This window comes from Citrobacter sp. GW821-FHT07H02 (genome assembly GCF_059418505.1).
This window is the reverse complement of the sequence record NZ_JBWKPZ010000008.1, coordinates 1-21,673: the sequence shown is the minus strand read 5'-3', so window position 1 is coordinate 21,673 and position 21,673 is coordinate 1. Positions and strand designations below refer to the sequence as shown.

Sequence of the window (21,673 nt, the reverse complement as noted above, 5' to 3'; positions counted from 1 at the left end):
CAATAGAAGCTTACAGGAAGTGATACCTTTTTGTTTCTGCCACCGCATTTCGTGTAGTGGCAGAAACACAAAGAGTCCGGCAACACGTGTCACCGATTTATAAAACAGCGTTTCCTACAAATCAAAAAAGAGGTCGAATAATTGCGAAGCGGTTTGCATTTTCACCTGCCAACCGCCTGAAATAGAGACAATTGACAATTAGCGGTAGTTAACAATCACCTGGTTACTCTGGACCTTAAGCGCCGGGATCAGGCGTCCTCCACCCGGCACTTCCCAGACGAAACGCAGCGGTTCGATAGCGGGCACATTGGTGAATCCGCGCGTGGTTCCGCTTTGTCCTTCTAACTCTACACAACGAGATTGCGAGCACAAACGTACCAGCAGACCCGCCGGCGTAGGGCCGTCCAGGGTATAACGCCAGGCGACCAGAGTCATTAAGCCGGAAACCGGTTGTCGCGAGGACAACGGCGATGAAGATGCGGACTCACCGCGATAATTCAGGGTAATACCGGTACTGCTGTCCTGCCACGCCCCTTCTCCGGCAGCCAGCGCCATCGACGGAAGCAGGCACAGCACGCTGAGTAATTTACGCATTATTTTCCTCCAATGGTCGCGGTCATGCGAATGTTACGGTTATCCGAGAGTTCCAGGTTCGAAAGCACCACCAGTTGCGGCAAACTGCGACGTAAAAAACGTGACAGCAGCGGGCGCAATGCATGATTCACCAGCAGCACGGGCGGCGCGCCCAGCATCTCCTGGCGTGACAACGCCTCTTGCGTCTGCGCCAGCAAACGATCCGCCAGACCAGGCTCAAGTCCGCCGCCGCCCTGTAACGCCTGCAATAACAAACGTTCAAGCGGGGTATCAAGACCAATGACATGCACTTCATCATTGCCCGGGAACCACTGCTGAGTGATAGCGCGGCCCAATGCCACACGTACCACGGCGGTGAGTTCCTGCGCATCGCTCTGTATCGGGGCATGTTCGGCCAGCGTCTCGAGGATGGTGCGCATGTCGCGAATCGGCACTTTCTCATCCAGCAGGTTTTGCAGCACTTTATGTAGCGTGGTGAGTGTGACCACGCCGGGTACCAGATCTTCTGTCAGCTTGGGCATCTCCTGCGAGACGCGATCCAACAGCTGTTGCGCTTCCTGGCGGCCAAACAATTCCGCCGCAAACCGACCGATCAGATGGTTAAGGTGCGTAGCTACAACAGTGCTCGCCTCCACAACCGTAAAGCCCTGAATCTGCGCCTGCTCTTTCAACGCGCTTTCAATCCAGATAGCCTCCAGGCCAAAAGCGGGATCCACCGTCGGTTCACCGGGCAGCGTCCCCGCCGCCGTCCCAGGGTTAATGGCCAGCCAGCGGCCAGGGTATGCATCGCCGCTGCCGATCTCCACCCCTTTCATCAGAATTCGGTAGCGGGCAGGCTGCAGATCCATATTGTCGCGGATATGCACCACTGGCGGCAGGAATCCCATCTCCTGGGCAAACTTTTTACGAATACTGCGAATACGTCCGAGCAGCTCCCCGTCCTGTTGAAAATCCACCATCGGAATCAGCCGGTAACCGACCTCCATGCCCAGGGAATCTTCGAGCTGCACATCATTCCAGGTCGCTTCCACCACCGAATTGTTTTCCGGCATCTTCACCGGCTGCGGTTCAGCGGGCGCTGCTTGCTCTCTGCCCCGCATCCACCAGGCAAGACCCAGTAACGCCGCCGTAAACATCAGGAAGACCAGGTTCGGCATCCCGGGCACCAGACCCAGCAGCCCCAGCACCGCCGCACTGAGCAGCATGACACGAGGGTTGCTGAACAGCTGGCCGACCATCTGTTCACCGACATCCTGGTCAGTACTGACGCGGGTAACAATGACGCCCGCCGCCGTTGAAATCACCAGCGCCGGGATCTGCGCGACCAGACCGTCGCCGATGGTCAGCAGGGTATAACTTTCCGCCGCGTGCCCCATGCTCATGCCGTGTTGCAGAACCCCCACCAGCAGTCCCCCCACCACGTTGATCACCATAATCAAAATACCGGCGATGGCATCCCCGCGAACGAACTTACTCGCACCGTCCATCGAACCGTAAAAATCGGCTTCCTGCGTCACTTCCGTACGCCGTTTTTTCGCTTCGTCTTCGCCGATCAACCCCGCATTTAAGTCGGCATCAATCGCCATCTGCTTACCGGGCATCCCATCCAGCACAAAGCGCGCGCCAACCTCAGCGATACGCCCTGCCCCTTTGGTGATAACCATAAAGTTGATGATGACCAGAATCACGAACACCACGATACCAATGGCGAAGTTCCCGCCCACCAGGAAGTGACCGAAGGCTTCAACCACCTTGCCCGCCGCCGCTGCGCCAGTATGCCCTTCCATCAGAATGATACGTGTTGATGCCACGTTCAGCGCCAGGCGCAGCAGCGTGGTAAACAGCAATATGGTCGGGAAAGCGGCAAATTCCAGCGTACGCTGGGTGAACATCGCCACCAGCAGCACCATGATCGACAGCGCGATATTAAAGGTGAACAGCAGGTCGAGGATGAACGCGGGCAGCGGCAGCACCATCATCGACAAAATCAGCAGGATGAGGATCGGCCCGGCAAGGATTTGCCATTGGGTGGACTTCATAGAGTTGGGCAGGCGCAGCATCGCAACCAGATTAGCCATCGGTATTCTTCTCGTTCATAAAATCCAGTGCGTCAGGCACCGGTAGATTTTCAGGTTGTGGCGGACGCTGCCCACCGGCAAGGCGCCAGCGTTTAAGCTGCCAGACCCATGCCAGGACTTCCGCCACAGCGGCATACAGTTGTCCAGGAATTTGCTGACCAATTTCAGCATGGCGATACAACGCACGCGCCAGCGGCGGCGCTTCCAGCGTCGGCACGCGATGTTCAGCGCCTATTTCGCGAATGCGCAGGGCCACAAGCCCCGCCCCTTTGGCAACCACTTTGGGCGCACTCATTTTGTTTTCGTCGTACTGCAGCGCCACCGAGTAGTGCGTGGGGTTGGTGACAATGACATCGGCTTTCGGCACATCGTCCATCATGCGGCGACGCGCAGCCGCACGCTGCATCTGGCGAATGCGCCCTTTAACATGCGGATCGCCTTCGCTTTGTTTGAACTCATCGCGAATATCCTGGCGCGACATACGTAACTTTTTCAGATGGCTGAAAATCTGGAAGAAAACGTCAAAACCCACCATCGGAATCACCCCCAGCACCACCAGCAGCGCGCAGAGCCCGACGAGATCCAGCGCGTTGCCCATCGCCGTCACCGGCGACTCAGCCATCAAACGCATCATCTCCGGCCAGTTGTGCCAGAGATAAAACCCCGTCACGCTGCCCACCAGGGTGGATTTGAGTATCGCTTTCAGCAATTCTGCCCCCGTCTGTGCGGAGAACATGCGTTTGATGCCTGGCAAGGGATTCAGTTTTGAGAACTTGGGCTGCAGTGACTTGCCGCTAAAAACCAGTCCCCCCAGCATTACCGGAGAGATAAGCGCCACCAGCACCACGCCGGTGATCAGCGGCAACAGCGCCCACATCGCCTCTTTGATCAGCAGAATAATTTGCCCGAGTATCAAATTGGGGTCGTTCACCATGCTGTGATCGAAACGTAATCCCGCCGAAAGCATGTTTGATAACCGCCCCGCCAGCGACTCGCCGCCAATCCAGATAATGCAAACGCCTACCAGCAAAATCAGCATTGAGGTGAGCTCTTTGGAGCGGGGGATTTGCCCTTCTTCCCGCGCTTTTTCGAGTCGGTGGGGTGTGGGAGCTTCTGTTTTGTCTTCGGTATCGCTTTCGTCTGCCACAGCACGCGCTCACGCCAGGTTGTCTCTGCGTTATGATGACAGAACGCGCCCCTGCCAATGGCGCGAAAAGACCCCGTAAAGCGCTCTTTTTAGACCATTGATTTACGTTTAGGGCGAGGTTTTCAGCGTGGAGAACTGACATTATTACGGAACATTGTGCTATTAATTGCTAACGCTTATTTATTGAAAATAAATATACCTTCACTGGCATTTATAAAAATCAAAAACACTTCCCCACGAAATTAATTAAACATGAAACCTATAATAACAACGCAAATACAAATAACAGAACACCTACAACAGCACTCATACACGGCCTAAAACACCTTTATTTTATTATCTGGAAAATAAATTCACAGGGATACATATAAATCAAGAATAAATAAAAATGACAAACATCAAAAAACTACGACCCCGCTCCATGAAAAAATAACAGCCGCTTCCGAATAAGAAACTTCAGTGTATACTAGCGACACTCATTTAAATGGAACATCCCTGAACTATATTTTTATTTAATATATTTACCGGCTTTAATTGTTCTGGAGAATAATAGCGTGAAAAGGAATATTTTTGTTTGTTTGCTTTTGGCCCTGTCAACGTCAACCGCCATTGCGGCTCGGGGAAACGTTGCTGCGGAAGATAATGCCGGGAAAATCCACTTTACCGGGGAAATTATTGCGCCAAGCTGCGTGGTTGTAGGCGATGGTGGTACAACAGAGTATAAAGTGCCATTGGGGACTTACCCTACGTCGCTATTCAAAACGGTGGGAACGGAAACACCTCTCACACCGGTTCCCATTGAGCTTAAGGACTGTCCGGTGAAAAGCGATGGGCTTGCAGCGATTCAGCTCACCTTTTCTGGCGTCACAGTCGCGGGGTCACCAGACGAACTGGCCGTTTCAGAAGCCGAAGGCGTGGCTATCGTCCTCAGCGAGTTAGACCATGATACCACTCTGATCAAGTTTGATAAGTCAAGCGGGCAAGTTTATATCCCATTGTCAACCAGCGCAACAGATACCATTTCCACCATGCTGAATGCCCGCTATAAGTCTATCTCATCAACGGTAACCGCGGGTGAAGCCAATGCCGATTTAACAATTAATATTCTATATGAGTAAATCTGGAGTCTTTTCCGGCGTGTTATTAGCGATGCCGTTAATAACACGTCAGGAACTATTTTATAACACATTTGTTTATTAAAGGTTTTTATATGCGCCTTCTTCTGCTCATCATTTGTATCACCCCTTATGCATTTACCACTCTCAGCCACGCGGCAGGGATTCAGGTGGGGCGTACGCGTGTTATTTATGATGCAAGCAAAAAAGAAGTGGCGCTGGCGCTCACCAATACAGAAAAAGAGCTCCCCTGGCTTATTCAGTCATGGACGGATACCGGCGATGGAAAAACCCGGGGGCCGTTTATTGTGACCCCCCCGCTCTTTCGACTCGATCCGCAAAAAGAACAAAGCCTGCGTATTACCTGGTCCGGGCAGGCGCTCCCCACCGATCGTGAATCCCTGTTTTATATGAACGTTCGCACCATCCCGGCCATCGCGAAAGACAACAACCAAAATAATGTCTTACGCCTTATTTACAAAACCAGATTAAAACTGTTCTGGCGCCCGGAAGGACTGAAAAACGCCCCCATGGATACCTGTAAAAATCTGCGTTTTAGTCAGCGTGGGGGGCAGGTTTTCATTACCAATGACGGCGACTATTACAGCGTTTTCGATACCCTGCGAATAAATGGTAAGTCGATAACCCACGTTGACATGGTTGCCCCGAAAGCCAACGCAACATTCCCCCTCGCTAACGCCGTGAATGGCGCGAAGGTGAGCTGGCGCTGCATTACCGACTACGGCAATGCAAGCGCGGAGTTTACCGCCAGTTTAAACCAGAAATAGTGGTGCTCAATGGCTGCTAATGGATTGCGCCTGTCCCTCTTCCGCCCTTTGAAACGACTCAATCCTCTCCTGAGAGGTTTGAGCAGCTTGCTCCTCGTCGCGGTGAGCAACGTCAATGCGCGGGAATATTACTTTGCCCCTTCATCACTTGAGGGAGACGGGCTATCGCAGCAGGATATCGATCTCTCCTTGTTTTCAAAAGAAAACGGGCAATTACCCGGCACATATCACACCAAAGTGATCATGAATAAACAGTACATCGACGATAAATCGATTACCTATATCAATGATAAAACAGGGGCATTGCAGCCGCAGTTAACCCCTGAGCAGTTACGGCAATGGGGGATTCGTGTCGAGGCTTACCCTGAACTGGCGCAGTTGCCTGCCAATGAGCCGCTGGGAAAGCCGCCTGGCGATTACATTCCCTTTGCGGCAGTGACGTTTGATTTTAATGCCATGACGTTACGCATCAGTATGCCGCAAGCGGCTATTGATGAGCATCATCGCGATGAGATTGCAGCGTCATCCTGGAACGACGGCGTGCCGGTACTCTTTACCAACTACGCGTTCTCTGGCTCAGAGCGTAGCGGTGGGGATCAAACCCACGGTTCCAGCCAGTATCTTAACCTGCGTAGCGGCGCCAATCTCGGTGGCTGGCGGTTACGCAACTATTCAACCTGGAACCAGTCCGATGAGACGCAATCCTGGCAAACCATTAATACCTGGCTCCAGCATGATATCCGTTGTTTAAAAGCCCAGTTTATCGCTGGCGAAAACAGCACCCGTGGCGAGATCTTTGACAGCCTGCAATACCGCGGCATCAACGTGGCATCTGACGATCAAATGCTGCCCTATAACCAGCGGGGGTTTGCCCCGGTTATTCGCGGTATCGCCAGTTCTAATGCCGAAGTCTCGGTGCGACAAAATGGGTATGTCATCTATCAGGCCAACGTCGCACCCGGTCCTTTTGAAATTACCGATCTCTACTCCACCAGCAATAGCGGCGATCTTGACGTAACAATTAAAGAAGCCGACGGGACCGAGCATCATTTCACCCAGCCCTATTCAAGCGTCGCCATCATGCAGCGACCCGGCAATATCCGCTACGAAGTGACTCTCGCCCGCTATCGTGCAGACGAGAGTCAAGCCGCCAGAGAGCCCCTTTTCGCTCAGGCCAGTCTTATTTATGGTCTGAATAACTTCCTGACATTTTTCGGCGGCGTAACCACGTCTTCGGACTACCAGGCGGTGAATGGCGGTACAGGAGTCATGTTGGGGGAACTGGGCGCCATCTCAACCGATGTAACGCTGGCCCGTACTCAACTGGATAATAACGAACGGCACGACGGGCAGTCCTGGCGTCTGATGTATTCCAAACAGATCGAGGCAACAGACACCAAATTCAGCCTTGCGAGCTATCGCTACTCGACCGGCGGTTATTACACGTTTGCCGATGCTAACGAAAAGCACGATGCGAACGATAGCGACTGGTCTTACAACTACAACAAACGCAGCCGACTCCAGCTCAATATAAGCCAGACCGTACTCGACAGCAGTGTGTACATTTCCGGTTATCAACAGGATTACTGGCAAACCAACCACAAAGAGCGAAGCATCACGTCAGGCATCAATCGGATGATTGGCGACGTCAGCGTCAACCTGGCTTATACCTATAGCAAAACCAGCGACGAACCCAGCGATCAGATGCTATCACTGGGTTTTAGCCTGCCGCTCTCCCGATGGCTACCTAAAAGTTGGGCCAGCTACAATCTCAGCACCAGTAAGCAAGGGGATACTTCGCAGAATGTGGGGCTTAGTGGCACATTGCTGGATGATGATCGGCTCAGTTATTCACTCCAGCAGAGCCGGACTAACCATGGCGGCGGCGACAGCAGTAGCGTCTATAGTAGCTATCGTTCGCAATATGCCAATCTTAACGCCGGATACGCCTCCGCCTCCGATAGCTCACAGCAGCTAAGTTATGGGATCAGCGGTGGGATAGTGGCTCACCCTGCAGGCGTCACGCTTGCTCAGCCCTTAGGCGATCAATTCGCCATTGTCAGTGCCAAAGGCGCGCCTGGCGTGCATTTTGCCAACCAGCGGGGCGTGCAAACCGATCTTTTTGGCAACGCGGTCATCCCTTCACTGACGCCTTACCAGGAAAACGTGATCCGTATTGATACCACCAGTTTGCCGTCTGATGTAGATACGGATGCCACCGCGATGACCGTGGTGCCGTCCCGTAACGCCGCCGTCAGCACGCACTTTTCGGCACATGTCGGCTACCGGGTTCTGGTGTCTCTCACCCGCCCTGATGGCCGGGCGATCCCCTTTGGCGCCATCGCCAGCGTCGATGACCTCTCTCTCAGCGGTATTGTCGACGACCGCGGCGTGCTGTATCTCGCCGGGGTCGGCGAAACTGTCCCTCTGACAGTGAAGTGGGGAAACGCCGCAGAACAGCGTTGCCATGCTGACATCACGCTTTCATCTTCTTCCGACACGGCCCCCGGCGGTATCCGCCAGGTCAGTGCGCTCTGCAAGCCGGAGACAACTCATGCAGAATAAACATCTCACCCGCTTACTCTACAGCGTCGGACTCGTTATGGTCCTGTTGGCCTTACCGCTCGCGACTCGCGCCGCTACCGTCATACTAACCAACTGCTTCCCGCCGCCGGTGGATTACACCACCACCATCAATACGGAACTCACCTCTGAGAATAATAAGGATGGGCAAATTATCAGCAATCCGGATTACCATTTTGTCGCCGTAGGGCCGTCGGTCGTCGCCAACTGCGATTGCCCGAACGGGATGAATACGGGCACCCCGGTCTATGAACTCACCGCCGCCGGCAGCCCGTTACCTGCGGGTAAAGCGGGATACGGCTCCCTGACCGATCATTTAGATATTGATGTCACCGCCTACGCCGATGCAATAAACTCACCCGATGGCATTAACTTAACGCAAATCAACATTGATAGTTACCCCACCCCCTTCGCCAGCATGCAGAAGAAGACTGAATCGATAAAACCGACTGAGGCAACCAGCGATGTTTGTAGCGATGCATCGCGCCCTTCCACTGGAAGCAGCATTAAGCGAGAATTTAAGTGGAACGTTGTCCTGATCACGCTCTACGTTAAGCAAGCCATTTTAGGCGAAGAGATCATCCCACTGACCGTTATCGCGCAAAACTATTCCTGCCTCTCTACCGGAAACTATTGTGCCGTCACCAACACCCAACATGTTTCCGATTTTCACCTGACGGGAAAACTCAGCGCCCCGCTCAGCTGTACGATTAACGCCGGCAGCACCATCGAGGTTGAACTCGGCAATATTGTCACCTCACAGTTCGTTGCGCAGGGTAAGCCTCCGGCAAGCTATACGCTCAGAGACGTCAATATCTCTTACCATTGTGACGATCCGGCGGCCGCTAACACCGGGAAAATTCAGCTGACACTCAGTGCCGATCAGGGGGTCGTTTCAGGCAGCAACAGTCTGATTGCCAAAATGGAGGGCAGGGATGACATTGGGGTGCGGATGTTTGATCAAAACAACGATGACGTCGTACTGGACGGGTCGCTGGACCTACCGGTGACGATGGATGGACAGGGCAACGGCAACATCGTCATGAAAGCCGCCCCGGTTGGCACCACCGCGAAAAAACCGGAACCGGGTAAATTTGAGGGTAACGTAACGGTGAAAATGGAGCTTCGCTAGTAGAAAAGCCGCCCGGTTTGCACTGGGCGGCGCGAGTTATCAGAAGCCTAAACTGTCCAGCAGATCATCCACCTGGTCCTGGCTGGCAACTACGCCAGCCTTCGAGGTGTCGACCTGTGGGCCATTCAGCAGGCTTTCATTTTCGCGTTTCGGACGCGCGCCCTGCTCCGGAATGTTTTCCAGCAAGACCATCAGCAATTGACGCTCGATCTCCTGAATCACATCCATCATGCGCTTGATCACCTGACCGGTAAGATCCTGGAAATCCTGCGCCATCATGATGTCGAGTAACTGCGCATTGGTAAAACTGGTATGCCCCGGCACGTCGCCAAGGTATTTTCGCGTATCGGTGACCAGTTCACGCGCGTCAGAAAGTTCGATCGGGTTTTCAAACCACGCATCCCAACGCTCGGATAGCGCTTTCGCCCCTTTCTCCATTTCATCCTGGTGCGGCTGAGACGCTTCAACGCTGTTCAGCGCGCGTTCTGCCGCCTGCGCCGTCATCTGCACGACATAATCCAGACGGTCGCGCGCGTCCGGAATCGCTTCCGCCGCTTCCGCAATAGCCTGATCCAGCCCCAGTTCCCGCAGGCTGTCGCGCAACATTCGGGTCAGGCTGCCGATGCGCGCGATGATATCCCCTGCCGAGTGATCATCCGCAGGTTTGATTGATGGTTGCATCATCGTCACACCCTCACATACCCAGTTTCTCAAAGATTTTGTTGAGTTTCTCTTCCAGCGTCGCGGCGGTGAACGGTTTCACCACGTAACCACTCGCCCCTGCCTGAGCCGCAGCAATGATGTTCTCTTTCTTGGCTTCCGCCGTCACCATCAATACCGGCAGCGAGGACATTCCGCCATCTGCACGGATTGTTTTCAGCAGCTCAAGACCGTCCATATTGGGCATATTCCAGTCGGAAATGACAAACCCATACCCACCGGCCTGCAGTTTGTTCAACGCATCCACGCCATCCTCGGCCTCTTCGACGTTGTTAAAACCCAGCTCTTTTAGCAGGTTGCGCACAATGCGACGCATGGTGGAAAAGTCATCCACAACCAAAAACTTAAGCTCTTTATCCGCCATAAAAATTTGCTCCTGATTCAAATACGTATTGCCTGTCCGGCACTGATTTTCGCCAGCATCTGCTGGCTTACCTGGCTGAGATCGACCACTTCGCTCACGCCACCCATATTGATGGCCTCGCGCGGCATGCCGAACACCACACAACTTGCTTCATTTTGCGCAATGGTCCAGGCGCCTGCCTGGTGCATCGCTAACATCCCCGCCGCGCCATCGTTGCCCATCCCCGTGAGGATCACCCCCACGGCGTTGCGCCCCGCATGAATCGCCACCGAATGAAACAACACATCTACTGAAGGTCGATGCCGGTTAACCGGCGGACCGTCATGAATTTTGATTTGATAGTTTGCCCCGCTGCGCGCCAGCTCCATGTGCTTGTCTCCCGGCGCGATATAGGCGTGTCCGGGTAACACTCGCTCGCCGTGTTCCGCCTCTTTCACTGCTATCTGACACAGTTTGTTCAGGCGCTCAGCAAAGGAACGGGTAAATCCGGGCGGCATATGCTGCGTGATAATCACCGCCGGGCTGGAGAGCGGCAGCGGCTGAAGCACATGGCGTATCGCCTCGGTTCCCCCGGTTGAGGCGCCAATGGCGATCAATTTTTCCGAACTGAGTAGCGGCCCGGCTTTCAGGGTGACAGGCGCCGCCAACGGTTTATGGGCAGCCAGACGCGCGCGCGACGCCGTCCGCACTTTTTCCGCAATCATCGCGCTGTAGGCCAGCATGCCTTCACGAATACCGAGCTGCGGTTTGGTCACAAAATCAATCGCCCCCAACTCCAGCGCACGCAGGGTCACTTCGGAGCCTTTTCCGGTCAGGGAAGAGACCATCACCACGGGCATTGGCCGCAGCCGCATCAACTTCTCAAGGAAATCGAGACCGTCCATCCGCGGCATTTCGACATCCAGCGTCAGGACATCGGGGTTATATTTCTTGATTAAATCCCGGGCAACCAACGGATCGGGCGCCGTCGCCACCATCTCCATGTCGCTATGGCTGTTTATAATCTCGGTCATGATTTGGCGCATAAGCGCGGAATCATCAACTGACAATACCCTGATTTTACTCATACTTTATCCTTACTTAGCGCATACACCGTTTGTCCGCGTAGGCAAAAATCGCGCACGAGGTGGCTAAAGTTTTCTGAGTGACCGGCAAACAGCAGTCCATCAGGCTTAAGGAGTGGAACAAAACGGTGCAAAATGTCCTGCTGCGTCGTTTTATCAAAATAGATCATTACGTTACGGCAAAATATGGCGTCAAACGGCTCCGGTACGTTGTACTGCTTATCCAGCAAATTAACGCTGGAAAACTCGACGTAATTGGCCAGTTCCTGACGCACGCGCACCAGCCCTTCATGGGGGCCAGTTCCCCGCATGAAGTAACGCTGCAACTGCTGTGGCGAGAGCGTTTTGAGTTCATCAAGGCGATAAATCCCGCTTCTCGCCTTTTCCAGCACTTCAGTGTCGATATCGCTGGCAAACACTTTCCAGCGTCCCGGCGCGGTGCCCAGCGTGTCCGCCAGCGTGATGGCGATACTGTAAGGCTCCTCTCCGGTGGAGGCCGCCGCGCTCCATACCCGGTATTCACCGTTACGACGACGCGCATGCTCCGCCAACACGGGGAAATGATGACCTTCACGAAAGAAAGCGGTCAGATTGGTGGTCAGTGCGTTAATAAACGCCTGCCACTCGGCGCTGTTTTGGTTGGCCTCCAGCGTACTGAGATAGCGACCAAAGTCGTCCAGTCCCAGCGTACGTAAGCGGCGGACCAGACGGTTATAGACCATATCCCGCTTGTGGTCCGCCAGCACGATACCCGCGCGCTGGTAGATTAATTGACATATCCGACGAAAATGCGCGTCAGACAGCGCGAGGCGCTGTGTCATCTGTAACAATAATGACGTTTGCCCAGCGGGCAGAGATGATGTCATAGCGCCTTCTCAATCACATTCAGGATGCAACCGACACCGCTTTTCGCGGTGCCGGTGCTTAGGGTGGTACGATGTGCAATTCAGGTTTAAACGACCATCAGAATGTTTCCCAATGGGTGTCCGGTTCCGTTGTCAGCGGACGGGATTGTGCGGCGTGAGGCGTATTGCCTGAGCGATGCGCATCACGCGATTTTGGTGCAAGGGGGCGTGACGCCAGACGGAATGCCGAGACGGCCATATTTAAACGACTGGCCTGCTCTTCGAGCGCCGCCGCGGCCGCCGCAGACTCCTGTACCAGCGAGGCGTTTTGCTGCGTGACGCGATCCATTTCAGACACCGCCAGCGCCACCTGATCAATGCCGCGGCTCTGCTCGTCGGACGCGGAGGCAATTTCCCCCATAATGTCGGTGACGCGCGTGACGGCATTGACGATGTCATTCATCGTCTCGCCCGCACTTTCCACCAGCACCGAGCCGGTATCGACCCGCGACACGGAGTCTTCAATCAGTGCTTTAATCTCTTTCGCCGCTTGCGCGCTGCGGCTGGCTAAATTGCGCACTTCGCCAGCGACCACCGCGAACCCACGCCCCTGCTCTCCGGCACGAGCCGCTTCCACGGCGGCGTTCAGCGCCAGGATGTTGGTCTGAAAAGCAATACCGTCAATAACGCTGATGATGTCGGCGATTTTCTTGGAGCTGTCGGCAATCTCGTGCATCGTTTTCACCACGCCGTCGACCACTTTGCCGCCGTGCTGCGCCGTATCAGAGGCGCTTTGCGCGAGCTGCGACGCCTGACGCGCATTGTCGGCGTTCTGTTTCACCGTTGCGGTAAGCTGCTCCATGCTGGCGGCGGTCTCTTCCAGCGCCGACGCCTGTTGCTCGGTGCGTGAGGAGAGATCGGTGTTACCAGTGGCGATTTCGCTGGTGCCGGAATAAATGGCGTCAGAACCTTCGCGAACCTGGGTCACCGTGTCAATCAACGAACGCTGCATGTGATCAACGCTGCCTGCCAGCTCGCCAATTTCGTTACGCCCGGCGACGGTTAATGTCTTTGTCAAATCGCCACCGGCAATTTCGCGAATATGGCCAATCACCTTTGCGAGCGGATTCAGTAAGGTATGGCGAATGCCGTACCAGACGACGACCAGAATCAGCACCAGGACCACCGCAAGAATGGCAAGTTGCCATTGCGCAAAGTGATAATCACGGGCGCTTTCGTCGAACGCCTGGCGATACAGTTTCTCGCTGACGCTGGCATATTTACCCAGCGCCTCGCCCAGCGCGTTTTGCATCCCCTGGGTCGGTTGGGCAAAGTACGCGTCCATGTTGCCGTGTTCCAGGAACTGAATCAGTTCTGCCAGCGCCGCATGGTATTGCAGGTATTTCTCATCCACATTGCCGCTGGCCTCCGCCATTTCAGGCAAAGGCGTAATATTTTTGAACGTGTTGTAATGCGCCGCCGCCTGCGCCAGAACGTTTTTGGCATTCTTCAGCAGATCGCTTTTTGCGCTGCTCTGCTGGTTGCTGGCATCCATCATCATGCGCGCGGCAGAGCGACTCAGGTTAATACGCGTCTGCAGCATGAGGTCCCATGTCGAGGTAAGTTCACTCTGCTGCTGGCGTAAATCGTTAGAAATAACAAAACTTTGCTGATTCTGCTGCAATGAAGAAAACAACAGACCACCGGAAACAAGCTGTAGCAGTGCGAAAACCCCCAGCACCATCATCAGCATTGTGACAACGCGGATACGGTTAAACATAAGGCACCTTCCTGAAAACGAGTTATCTCCGTTATCGGCACCCCGGGGCAGAACTTTACATTTGCGAAAAGGAAAAAATGGGCTAGAACGCAATATCGACAACAACGGTGTCGGTATACGTCCCTGCGGGCGGCGTCGTTTGCGTATTCAAAATTTTGGCCGTGTAGTTGTAAGTTCGCAGTAGTCCGTCGGAACTCAGTGAGGACGAGGCGCTGCTGGCCCAGCGTTCCGTCCCGCTGCTTCCCCATCGCTCAGTGGTGCTGCCTTTGTAAATCTCATAACTCAGGCGATTAGCGCCGCTTGCCATATTTCTGACATTCCCGCTCGCGTTGCTGCCATTATTGATACCGACGGTGTATGTACTGCCTTTAGTGCACGTGACTGAAACGGACTGGGCGATCGCGGGAAAGTTTTTCACCAGCGGCGCGCTGCCAAAATTGACGTTCGGCGCGGTAATGGTGATGCAGTCGTTGGTGACCGTCAGGGTCAATGGTAAGGTCGTCGCCACCGTATTGGTTTGATTGGTAATACACAATCCCAGCGCGCCAACCTGGCAAATATTGTAGTAAACGTTGAAATTGAAGATGAGCTGATACGGTCCCGCGCTGACGTTTTGCCCCGTTACCGTGCGAAAATAGAGCGGCAGAGTAAAGCGCTTTGAACCCAATAACGCCAGCAGCGTACTCCCGCTCCAGGTGTAGCTACCGTTAATGGCGATTTCACTGTTATTGGCGCAATTGGATTGGCCGCACAGCCGAACCGGAATGGCATCCGCCAGGGTAGCGTTATCCACGCGCTTTAATGCCCCCCGATTGCTGACCGTGGCGGATGCTCCCGTGTAGGTCAGCGTGACCGTGTCGTTATTGAGCAATCCCAGTACCACATCGCATTGCACCAACAGATCGGCGCTGCTCGTTTGTTCGGTATTGTTCACGGTAAAAGAAGAGACGCTGCCTAATGCGCCGCTGGTCGTCGCAACCGAGCACGCCGCCCGAACGCCCGGTGCTATCACCAATAACGCTAACAGCCACAGCCCCCGAACGATCACCCTGGGTCGCTCCGACAAATAAGCGGGCCATAGGTTTGCAGTTTATGCTGAGGATTCGCGGCCAGCGTAAGCGTTGCCTGACAATGTCTGCCGTCCGGCGTCGTCGCCTGCAAGATCGTGACGTTCTCTAAATTTTCCAGCCAGACGATGCCGTCGTACCCCACCACGGCAGATTTCTGTTGCGATCGCATGACCTGGCTTGCCACAGGCAACGGTTGAGCGTTCTCATCGTGCAGAATCACGCTGGCCACGCGCTCCTGCTCCATGGGGAAATCCACCAGATAACCGCTTTGGCGCCGTAACGCCACCTTGCGTTCAGTTTCCTTCAGCTGGATATCCGCCGGTAAATTCAACGTATTGATGCTGTAATTCGCCGGGTAATAGGCCGAAACGCTGCTGATCAGCAAATACCCCTTCTCATTGGTTTTCCCGATGGGCTGATTTTCATAATTGACCGGAACATCGGCATGCCCGTCAGTGCTGACCACCACAAAAGCATCGTTGATCTTGTTGGCGGCAAACAATTGATTGTCCATCAGCACCAGGGAACCCATTGCTTCGCCCCACCAGGTCATTTCATCACTCTCGCCGTAGGTTCCGCCCTGCAACTCCACGTTGTTATTCCGCCAGCCCAGCGTCGCCTGCTGGTAGTCACTGTCTTGCGATTGTCGCGCCCATGCCAGATTCCAGCTAAATCCTCCGTCGGTCGGCATCGAATGGGTGTAATTAATGCGTTGCGTTTGCCCCGCATCCGGCGTCTTCTCCATGCTGAAAGCGGCGCTGTCTCGTTCACCCAGCGGAATTTGCACCGACATCGCCAGTGTCCAGTCACCCTGTTGTCGGTCCCGGCTGGCGGCAAGATACAGGCTGCTGCTCCCCCACAAATTGCGGCTCCAGGAGAGGTTGAGCAATTCCGTTTTTTGCGCATCAAAGCTACGGATATCGATCCATGCCGCACCGACATTCCCGAACGTTCCCATATTGAAGGTAAGCGAGTATTGATCGCTGCGCTGACTCAACGACGCCAGCGGTTGATTATCATCATCCGCATCGTCAGACTGATCGTACAGCGCCAGATTGCCAAACCCCCGTTCACGCCGGGAGTGCTGTGTAGCGAGACTGAACGCCGCGGTACTGTACTGATACCCCCAGTTGATCTGATGACCGCTTTTATCCCGCATACGGCTTTCCGTCCATGCGCCATTCACCACCCCAAAACGCCCCAGTTTGACCAGTGCTCCTGCTCCCGCCAGTGCCAGTTCTTCGGCGGCTTCCCCGTGTCCTTCCAGCGTCAGAAAATCGGTGGCGCCATATCGGTATGTCGCACTCCCCACTGCCGGACCGTAGTCAGCATTGTCGATACCGTAGTTACGCCGCAGGCTCCCCAAGGTCGCCGCCCCATCACTCATACCAGGTGCCAACAGTTCACTGGCAACATAAAACGGTAATGTCGTGCTCACCTGCCGACCCAACGCATCACGCGTGACCAGTACCGCATCGCCCGCGCCGTTAATGTAGGGCAGATTGGTGAGCGTAAACGGTCCCGGCTGGAGTTGCGTCGACCCTGCCCGATAACCATCAATGAACAGGTCAACGGATGTCGGAACAGCCGCTTCGCCGGAAAATTCCGGCAGAGGCCAGGTCACAAGATCGGGACGCAGAGAAAAATCGCGCCCCCAGTAAAGACCGCCCACTCGCACACTGTTGCTCCAGCTCAGGGCATCGCTGATCACATCCCCGATGCGCCACTGGGTGGCATCGTCTTCGTGAGTGGCCGTGAACACTGTGTCATAACGAACATAGCCCTCTTGCTGATCGTGGCTTCCCGCCATATTCTGGCGCACATAGCCTGTCGAAGAGAACGATCCCGCATCATTAAAAAAGCGAAGTTCATGCCAGACCGAGGCCTGCCCACCGCCATGTTGAGAATCGCTTGCGTAAAAATCATAGTTAAGTAACGCGCCACGCCCATGATGCGGCGTACTCTGCGACGACTCACCGCCAAAATGCATGATCCGTTCAGGCACCCAGTCGCGAGGAACCGTCAATAGCAGGCGCTGCCCGCTGCTATCGTATTCGGTTTGCACCTGCGCTAACCGTGACGTGTTGACATCCCCGTGCGGAAGTTTGTCAGGCGGGAGCCCGGCACGCTGTAAATCGGCGCTCGCAACATAAAAGTCCCCCTGTCGCCGGGTCACTGGCACCACCTGTTGTGTATCGTAGTGATTAACGATCAGCGCCAGATGGAAGACCGCGTCGGTATTCATCGCGCGGGCATCAGGCGGCGGTGGCAGTGAGTCATCCCCCGACTCCGCCCGGCAAAGGGAGGGACTGGCCAATAGCGCCGTCATCACCACACCACTCAGTTGGCGGGACCAGACTGCCATTGACCACCCTGCGTGTTGGCTGCCGAGGTTAACTCTGCAGGGTGAGAAACACCTGCGGGTAGCGGCCAGCGCCGATAACTGCCAGGCAGAACATAACCCAACAGACCTTCAGCCACGGTATACTTCGCCCCCCCTTGCTGCAGCGACACTTTACTGAGCCGGACATGCACATCGCTCTGATTATGCACTTCCAGTTGTGGTTTGCCCTGCTCCTGCACCACCCGCCAGTTGAGCTGCTGCACGTTTACACGCGCGTGATATTCCCCTTCAGGCGAGGTAGCGACGCCCTGCCCGTAAACAAAGAGCGGCAATGAATAACGCATCTGTACGTTGAGCCCCATCTGCGGCGCACTGACGTTCTCTGGCTGCGGGATTTCATCGACAATGATGCGGTAAGCCTGCTCAACCCCGGCGGGCACGGTGGCCTGCTTAATCAGACGGATGAGCTGTTTACTCCCTTTCTCAATACGCACAATGGGAGGGCTGGCGACCACATCCTGCTGTTGCTGATAACGTTCGAATCCCCCGTCCTGGTGCCAACGCACGATACGTACCTGCATCATCATCGGTGAATCGCCCTGATTCTGGATCCACAGTTCGGTGGCCTGACTGTCGGCGGCAAGCCAGGGATCGATGGGCCAAAGCAAAATAGTCCCTGCGCTGTGTGCCCCCGGTGCCATCAGCATCGCCGTCAGGGCAAACAGTCGCCCCGGATTCAAACGCATCTTCATCACATCACTCCCTTACTACCACGACAGCGTCACGGTAAGTTGATCTGAATAGTTTCCCGCCGGGCTGAATCCGGTCAGAAATGCAACGCCAAATAACGGCAGTGCAATGTTATTGCTATCGCTGTAAGCCACCGACACAGGCTGATTAACGCCGATTTCACTGTTCGCCCCCAGAGAAGAAGAGCTGTAGAGACGATAGGCCACGCGCTGGGTGCCTCCCGAGCGCTGCATATTTCGCACTGAAGCAAAATTGCGTCCTCCATCAATGCTCATACTGAGCGACACTCCCGGCGTGCATGCCAGCGACAGCGCTGCATTCGGCACAAAGCGAGTATTCACCTGCCGCGTTTCTACCCCGCTGTAGGTACCAAAATCGAGTGCGCCCAGCACGCCTCCGCTGCCGGTGATGACGGAACAGCCCGGCGTTACGGTAGCGCTAAGCTGAAAAGACTGAGTGGTGACGGCCTGCGCCGCCCCCCACATGCTGGCCAACAGACCCAAAATCAGGCGTAACAGCCCCCCGCTCCCGATACAGGAGTGTGCGTATGAAAAACCCATTTTTTGATTTATCAGTAAATTACGCTGACATTGATGGTGTCGGTATAGGTTCCTGGTACGACGGTGACGCTGTTGCCACCGCCCTGAATACGCCCGTACAGGGTGTAGTTATCGACACCTGCAGTGGTCGATGTTTTCGGGATAGGGGTGTTGTTGTCGATGACATTACTGAATCCACTGTCGCTGTACAGGCTGTAAGCGACGCCCTGCGTTGTGTTTGCCGCGTTGATGAGATAACGAGCGGGCGTGCCCGGCGTCCCCACCACATTTCCCGGTGCGGAGGAGTTCGTGTTGCCGGTGATTTGTACCGTGTAATCCGTCGTGGTGCACTGAATGCCAAAGCTGTTGCCCCCTCCCGCCCCCGTCAACTGGGTCGTCAATTCTGAAAACGTCGCCGGATGCGCGCCAAAATCGAGCGTACCGAAATTGATCCCGTTCTGGCTGGGCGATCCGTTGATCAAGCAGCCGTTAGTCAGCGTCAGCGTCGCGCCTATCGTCCCGTTGCTCGAGAGCGCGAGGACGGAAGGTACAGGCAACAAAAACACGCTAACGGTGCCCAGGATCAGATACATATTGTTCATCACTTCACCTCCAGAAATCGCTATCCTCGACGTTTTTCCCACCAGACCGGGATGGCAGGAACAGAAGACGCGGAAAAGATCTAACGAACTGATAAACTGAAATTTAGTTTATGTATGAGAAATCAACCACCAGCGCAGCGCATGGTCATGCTTATGACCTATTGACATAAAAACATCATAATTATCAAAAAATTAACATTTGGTCGCATCATGAAAAATGATGTATCAGAAGGATATATTCATTCTTATGCGATCAGGATCACATAATCACGCCCAACAGAACGCAACAAAATGGATAAATACTAAAAAATAGTTGTATCCCACCTCGCTTTACTCCAATTTAGGTAATGAATATTTCAGTGCCTCTAAATAAATAAAAGACATGCGTCACTGAAAATAAAATGTTAAATCAAGCTGGGAGCTTTTTAGTGGCAAACGCAAACAAACTCACGTTATTTATCGTGATCTTCATGCTGGCTGGCATTCTGTCGGGGGCGGCGATTCATTCATACACCAGTCAGGACACCATTGCCGCATGGTCTGACAACATTACTCTCCTCACCGATATCTTCCTTAGACTTATCAAAATGGTGATTGCGCCGCTGGTATTCAGCACGTTGACCGTAGGAATTATGCGTTTGGGTGAAACCGCCACCATTGGCCGTGTGGGAGGGAAAGCGATGATCTGGTTTATCAGCTCTTCCGTCCTGTCCATTCTGGTGGGGCTTTTTATCGTGATGATTGAGCAACCGGGCGGCGGGTTAAATCTGGCTATCCCTGCGGAATCGGTGGATACCGGTCTTGCGGTGGGCGGCATGAGCTTAAAAGGCTTTTTGTCTCATACCATTCCAACCAGTATTGCGGGGGCGATGGCAGATAATGAAATTTTGCAAATCGTCGTGTTCTCGCTGTTTTTCGGTATTGGTGGCGCGTCGCTGGGTGAAAAATTTAATGCCCCGCTGGTTGCCGCGCTGGACGTGGTTTCACACATTATGCTGAAGGTCACGGGCTACGTCATGTACGTCGCGCCGCTGGCAATTTTTGCGGCCATTTCATCGGTTATCGCCAATGAGGGGTTGGGCATTTTACTTCACTACGCCTCCTTTATTGGCGGCTATTACGCCGCTATCCTGATGACCTGCCTGGTGTTGTTAGCGGTGGGATACCTGGTGCTGAAAAAAGAGGTGTTCCGCCTGCTCAGCATGCTGAAGGACCCTGTGCTGGTGGCGTTTACAACCAGCAGCTCGGAAGCGGCCTACCCGAAGACCCTCGAACAACTGACCAAATTCGGCTGTTCGCGCAACATTGTGTCGTTTGTGCTGCCGATCGGTTACTCCTTCAACCTGGTCGGCTCGATGGTGTACTGCTCATTTGCCTCGATGTTTATCGCGCAGGCCTACAATATTCATCTCTCTTTTGCCGAGATTACCGTGTTGATGCTGACGCTGATGCTGGCGTCGAAAGGGATCGCGGGTGTACCGCGTTCCGCGCTGGTGGTCCTGGCGGCCACGATCCCGAGCTTTAATATTCCTGTCGCCGGGATCCTGCTGTTGATGGGTATCGACCACTTCCTCGATATGGGGCGTTCCGCCATTAACGTGTTAGGAAACGGGATCGCCACGGCCATGCTGGCGCAGGACGAAGGATTACTGGAAGAAGAAGATGTCCGCGATACGGGGACAGAGCAGGTGGAGGCCTGATAGTCATACGCTCTGAGGAGTCATGCTTTTTTTTGGGAAATTTTTGACTCCGGAACAAGGTTCCGTTCACCTTATGTTTCTCGCTTCTCTGGCATTTCATGTCCCGTGAACGGGTTAAGGGGGCTATCGCCGCGCCCTGAACCCGCATCCCTGCGGGTTCCCCCGGCCTTACGGAAACACGTCGGCAATTTTCGGCCGGACTCTCCCCACACCTGACCACCTGAGTGTCTGTTTAAACAGCCAAACGGAAATCACTGAAAGTCAGAATGCGGAAGCGACACCACGGTCCGGCTGAAAATCGATGAGACGTTGACGGCTGACCGGGGCCGCCCGCAGGGACGCGGGCGGAGGGGACGGCCTGCAGGGATGCAGGCTCGACCCTGAAGTGGTTTAATAGTTTTAGACACGCTCAGAGGTTATATATTACATAACTGATGAGGTGAAAAATGAATTCACGC

At 54.5% G+C, this 21,673-nt stretch carries 18 protein-coding genes; 5 read left to right on the top strand and 13 right to left on the bottom strand.

Going from position 1 to position 21,673, the window contains the following annotated elements:
• Positions 1-198: 198 nt before the first annotated feature.
• Genes flhE through flhB form a run of 3 tightly spaced genes read right to left on the bottom strand, consistent with a single transcriptional unit; the run spans position 199 to position 3,819 of the window.
• Positions 199-594: a flagellar protein FlhE gene (flhE, locus tag AC07NP_RS10625; RefSeq protein ID WP_494660457.1), complete on the bottom strand. Its 396-nt coding sequence runs from the start codon at positions 592-594 to the stop codon at positions 199-201.
• Positions 594-2,672, bottom strand: a complete 2,079-nt coding sequence (gene flhA / locus AC07NP_RS10620) for a flagellar biosynthesis protein FlhA (RefSeq protein ID WP_203360908.1) — start codon at positions 2,670-2,672, stop codon at positions 594-596. The genes flhE and flhA overlap by 1 nt, the downstream gene beginning before the upstream one ends.
• A complete protein-coding gene (gene flhB / locus AC07NP_RS10615) occupies positions 2,665-3,819 on the bottom strand; it encodes a flagellar biosynthesis protein FlhB (RefSeq protein WP_494660456.1) in 1,155 nt (384 codons plus the stop codon). The genes flhA and flhB overlap by 8 nt, the downstream gene beginning before the upstream one ends.
• A 554-nt stretch (positions 3,820-4,373) precedes the next feature.
• Here flhB and AC07NP_RS10610 point away from each other — a divergent pair.
• The 4 genes from AC07NP_RS10610 (at position 4,374) to AC07NP_RS10595 (ending at position 9,437) form a co-directional block, all read left to right on the top strand.
• The gene (locus AC07NP_RS10610; protein WP_494660455.1) at positions 4,374-4,937 is read left to right on the top strand and encodes a fimbrial protein; all 564 of its coding nucleotides are present in this window, start codon (positions 4,374-4,376) and stop codon (positions 4,935-4,937) included.
• A gap of 92 nt (positions 4,938-5,029) precedes the next feature.
• Positions 5,030-5,722, top strand: coding sequence for a fimbrial biogenesis chaperone (locus tag AC07NP_RS10605; RefSeq protein WP_494660454.1), 693 nt, complete (start codon positions 5,030-5,032; stop codon positions 5,720-5,722).
• Between the two features lie 9 nt (positions 5,723-5,731).
• Positions 5,732-8,287, top strand: a complete 2,556-nt coding sequence (locus tag AC07NP_RS10600; protein ID WP_494660453.1) for a fimbria/pilus outer membrane usher protein — start codon at positions 5,732-5,734, stop codon at positions 8,285-8,287.
• Complete coding sequence (locus AC07NP_RS10595; RefSeq protein ID WP_494660452.1) at positions 8,277-9,437, top strand: fimbrial protein; 1,161 nt, start codon at positions 8,277-8,279, stop codon at positions 9,435-9,437. The genes AC07NP_RS10600 and AC07NP_RS10595 overlap by 11 nt, the downstream gene beginning before the upstream one ends.
• 39 nt (positions 9,438-9,476) lie before the next feature.
• Here AC07NP_RS10595 and cheZ read toward each other — a convergent pair whose 3' ends face one another.
• From cheZ to AC07NP_RS10545, 10 genes are all read right to left on the bottom strand, one after another.
• Positions 9,477-10,121, bottom strand: a complete 645-nt coding sequence (cheZ, locus tag AC07NP_RS10590) for a protein phosphatase CheZ (RefSeq protein ID WP_494660451.1) — start codon at positions 10,119-10,121, stop codon at positions 9,477-9,479.
• Positions 10,122-10,131: 10 nt separating this feature from the next.
• Positions 10,132-10,521 carry a chemotaxis response regulator CheY gene (cheY, locus tag AC07NP_RS10585; protein ID WP_203360901.1) on the bottom strand — a complete coding sequence of 130 codons (390 nt, stop codon included), beginning with the start codon at positions 10,519-10,521 and terminating at the stop codon, positions 10,132-10,134.
• Between the two features lie 17 nt (positions 10,522-10,538).
• Positions 10,539-11,588: a protein-glutamate methylesterase/protein-glutamine glutaminase gene (locus AC07NP_RS10580; RefSeq protein ID WP_494660450.1), complete on the bottom strand. Its 1,050-nt coding sequence runs from the start codon at positions 11,586-11,588 to the stop codon at positions 10,539-10,541.
• Positions 11,585-12,451 carry a protein-glutamate O-methyltransferase CheR gene (gene cheR, locus AC07NP_RS10575; protein WP_494660449.1) on the bottom strand — a complete coding sequence of 289 codons (867 nt, stop codon included), beginning with the start codon at positions 12,449-12,451 and terminating at the stop codon, positions 11,585-11,587. Before cheR ends, AC07NP_RS10580 begins: the two co-directional genes overlap by 4 nt.
• A gap of 97 nt (positions 12,452-12,548) precedes the next feature.
• Positions 12,549-14,210, bottom strand: a complete 1,662-nt coding sequence (tar, locus tag AC07NP_RS10570) for a methyl-accepting chemotaxis protein II (protein WP_494660448.1) — start codon at positions 14,208-14,210, stop codon at positions 12,549-12,551.
• Between the two features lie 82 nt (positions 14,211-14,292).
• Positions 14,293-15,258, bottom strand: a complete 966-nt coding sequence (locus AC07NP_RS10565) for a Csu type fimbrial protein (RefSeq protein ID WP_494660447.1) — start codon at positions 15,256-15,258, stop codon at positions 14,293-14,295.
• On the bottom strand, positions 15,255-17,645 hold the full coding sequence (locus AC07NP_RS10560; RefSeq protein WP_494660446.1) for a fimbria/pilus outer membrane usher protein: 2,391 nt from the start codon (positions 17,643-17,645) through the stop codon (positions 15,255-15,257). Before AC07NP_RS10560 ends, AC07NP_RS10565 begins: the two co-directional genes overlap by 4 nt.
• Positions 17,621-18,376, bottom strand: coding sequence for a fimbrial biogenesis chaperone (locus tag AC07NP_RS10555; RefSeq protein WP_494660445.1), 756 nt, complete (start codon positions 18,374-18,376; stop codon positions 17,621-17,623). Before AC07NP_RS10555 ends, AC07NP_RS10560 begins: the two co-directional genes overlap by 25 nt.
• A gap of 15 nt (positions 18,377-18,391) precedes the next feature.
• Positions 18,392-18,859 carry a Csu type fimbrial protein gene (locus tag AC07NP_RS10550; protein WP_494660519.1) on the bottom strand — a complete coding sequence of 156 codons (468 nt, stop codon included), beginning with the start codon at positions 18,857-18,859 and terminating at the stop codon, positions 18,392-18,394.
• Positions 18,860-18,945: 86 nt separating this feature from the next.
• Positions 18,946-19,506, bottom strand: coding sequence for a Csu type fimbrial protein (locus AC07NP_RS10545; protein WP_238929238.1), 561 nt, complete (start codon positions 19,504-19,506; stop codon positions 18,946-18,948).
• 437 nt (positions 19,507-19,943) lie between these two features.
• Here AC07NP_RS10545 and AC07NP_RS10540 point away from each other — a divergent pair, with 437 nt between their 5' ends.
• Entirely contained in the window at positions 19,944-21,215 is a 1,272-nt protein-coding gene (locus tag AC07NP_RS10540) for a dicarboxylate/amino acid:cation symporter (protein ID WP_494660518.1), read from the top strand.
• The last annotated feature ends 458 nt before the right edge of the window (positions 21,216-21,673 follow it).

Bases quoted from the DNA above. Each gene is read 5' to 3' on its own strand.
- AC07NP_RS10600 (WP_494660453.1), top strand. From the start codon at position 5,732: ATGGCTGCTAATGGATTGCGCCTGTCCCTCTTCCGCCCTTTGAAACGA.
- AC07NP_RS10560 (WP_494660446.1), bottom strand. From the start codon at position 17,645: ATGGCAGTCTGGTCCCGCCAACTGAGTGGTGTGGTGATGACGGCGCTA.
- cheY (WP_203360901.1), bottom strand. From the start codon at position 10,521: ATGGCGGATAAAGAGCTTAAGTTTTTGGTTGTGGATGACTTTTCCACC.
- cheR (WP_494660449.1), bottom strand. From the start codon at position 12,451: ATGACATCATCTCTGCCCGCTGGGCAAACGTCATTATTGTTACAGATG.
- AC07NP_RS10605 (WP_494660454.1), top strand. From the start codon at position 5,030: ATGCGCCTTCTTCTGCTCATCATTTGTATCACCCCTTATGCATTTACC.
- flhA (WP_203360908.1), bottom strand. From the start codon at position 2,672: ATGGCTAATCTGGTTGCGATGCTGCGCCTGCCCAACTCTATGAAGTCC.
- tar (WP_494660448.1), bottom strand. From the start codon at position 14,210: ATGTTTAACCGTATCCGCGTTGTCACAATGCTGATGATGGTGCTGGGG.
- AC07NP_RS10550 (WP_494660519.1), bottom strand. From the start codon at position 18,859: ATGTGGGGGGCGGCGCAGGCCGTCACCACTCAGTCTTTTCAGCTTAGC.
- AC07NP_RS10555 (WP_494660445.1), bottom strand. From the start codon at position 18,376: ATGAAGATGCGTTTGAATCCGGGGCGACTGTTTGCCCTGACGGCGATG.
- flhE (WP_494660457.1), bottom strand. From the start codon at position 594: ATGCGTAAATTACTCAGCGTGCTGTGCCTGCTTCCGTCGATGGCGCTG.
- AC07NP_RS10580 (WP_494660450.1), bottom strand. From the start codon at position 11,588: ATGAGTAAAATCAGGGTATTGTCAGTTGATGATTCCGCGCTTATGCGC.
- AC07NP_RS10595 (WP_494660452.1), top strand. From the start codon at position 8,277: ATGCAGAATAAACATCTCACCCGCTTACTCTACAGCGTCGGACTCGTT.
- AC07NP_RS10545 (WP_238929238.1), bottom strand. From the start codon at position 19,506: ATGTATCTGATCCTGGGCACCGTTAGCGTGTTTTTGTTGCCTGTACCT.
- cheZ (WP_494660451.1), bottom strand. From the start codon at position 10,121: ATGATGCAACCATCAATCAAACCTGCGGATGATCACTCGGCAGGGGAT.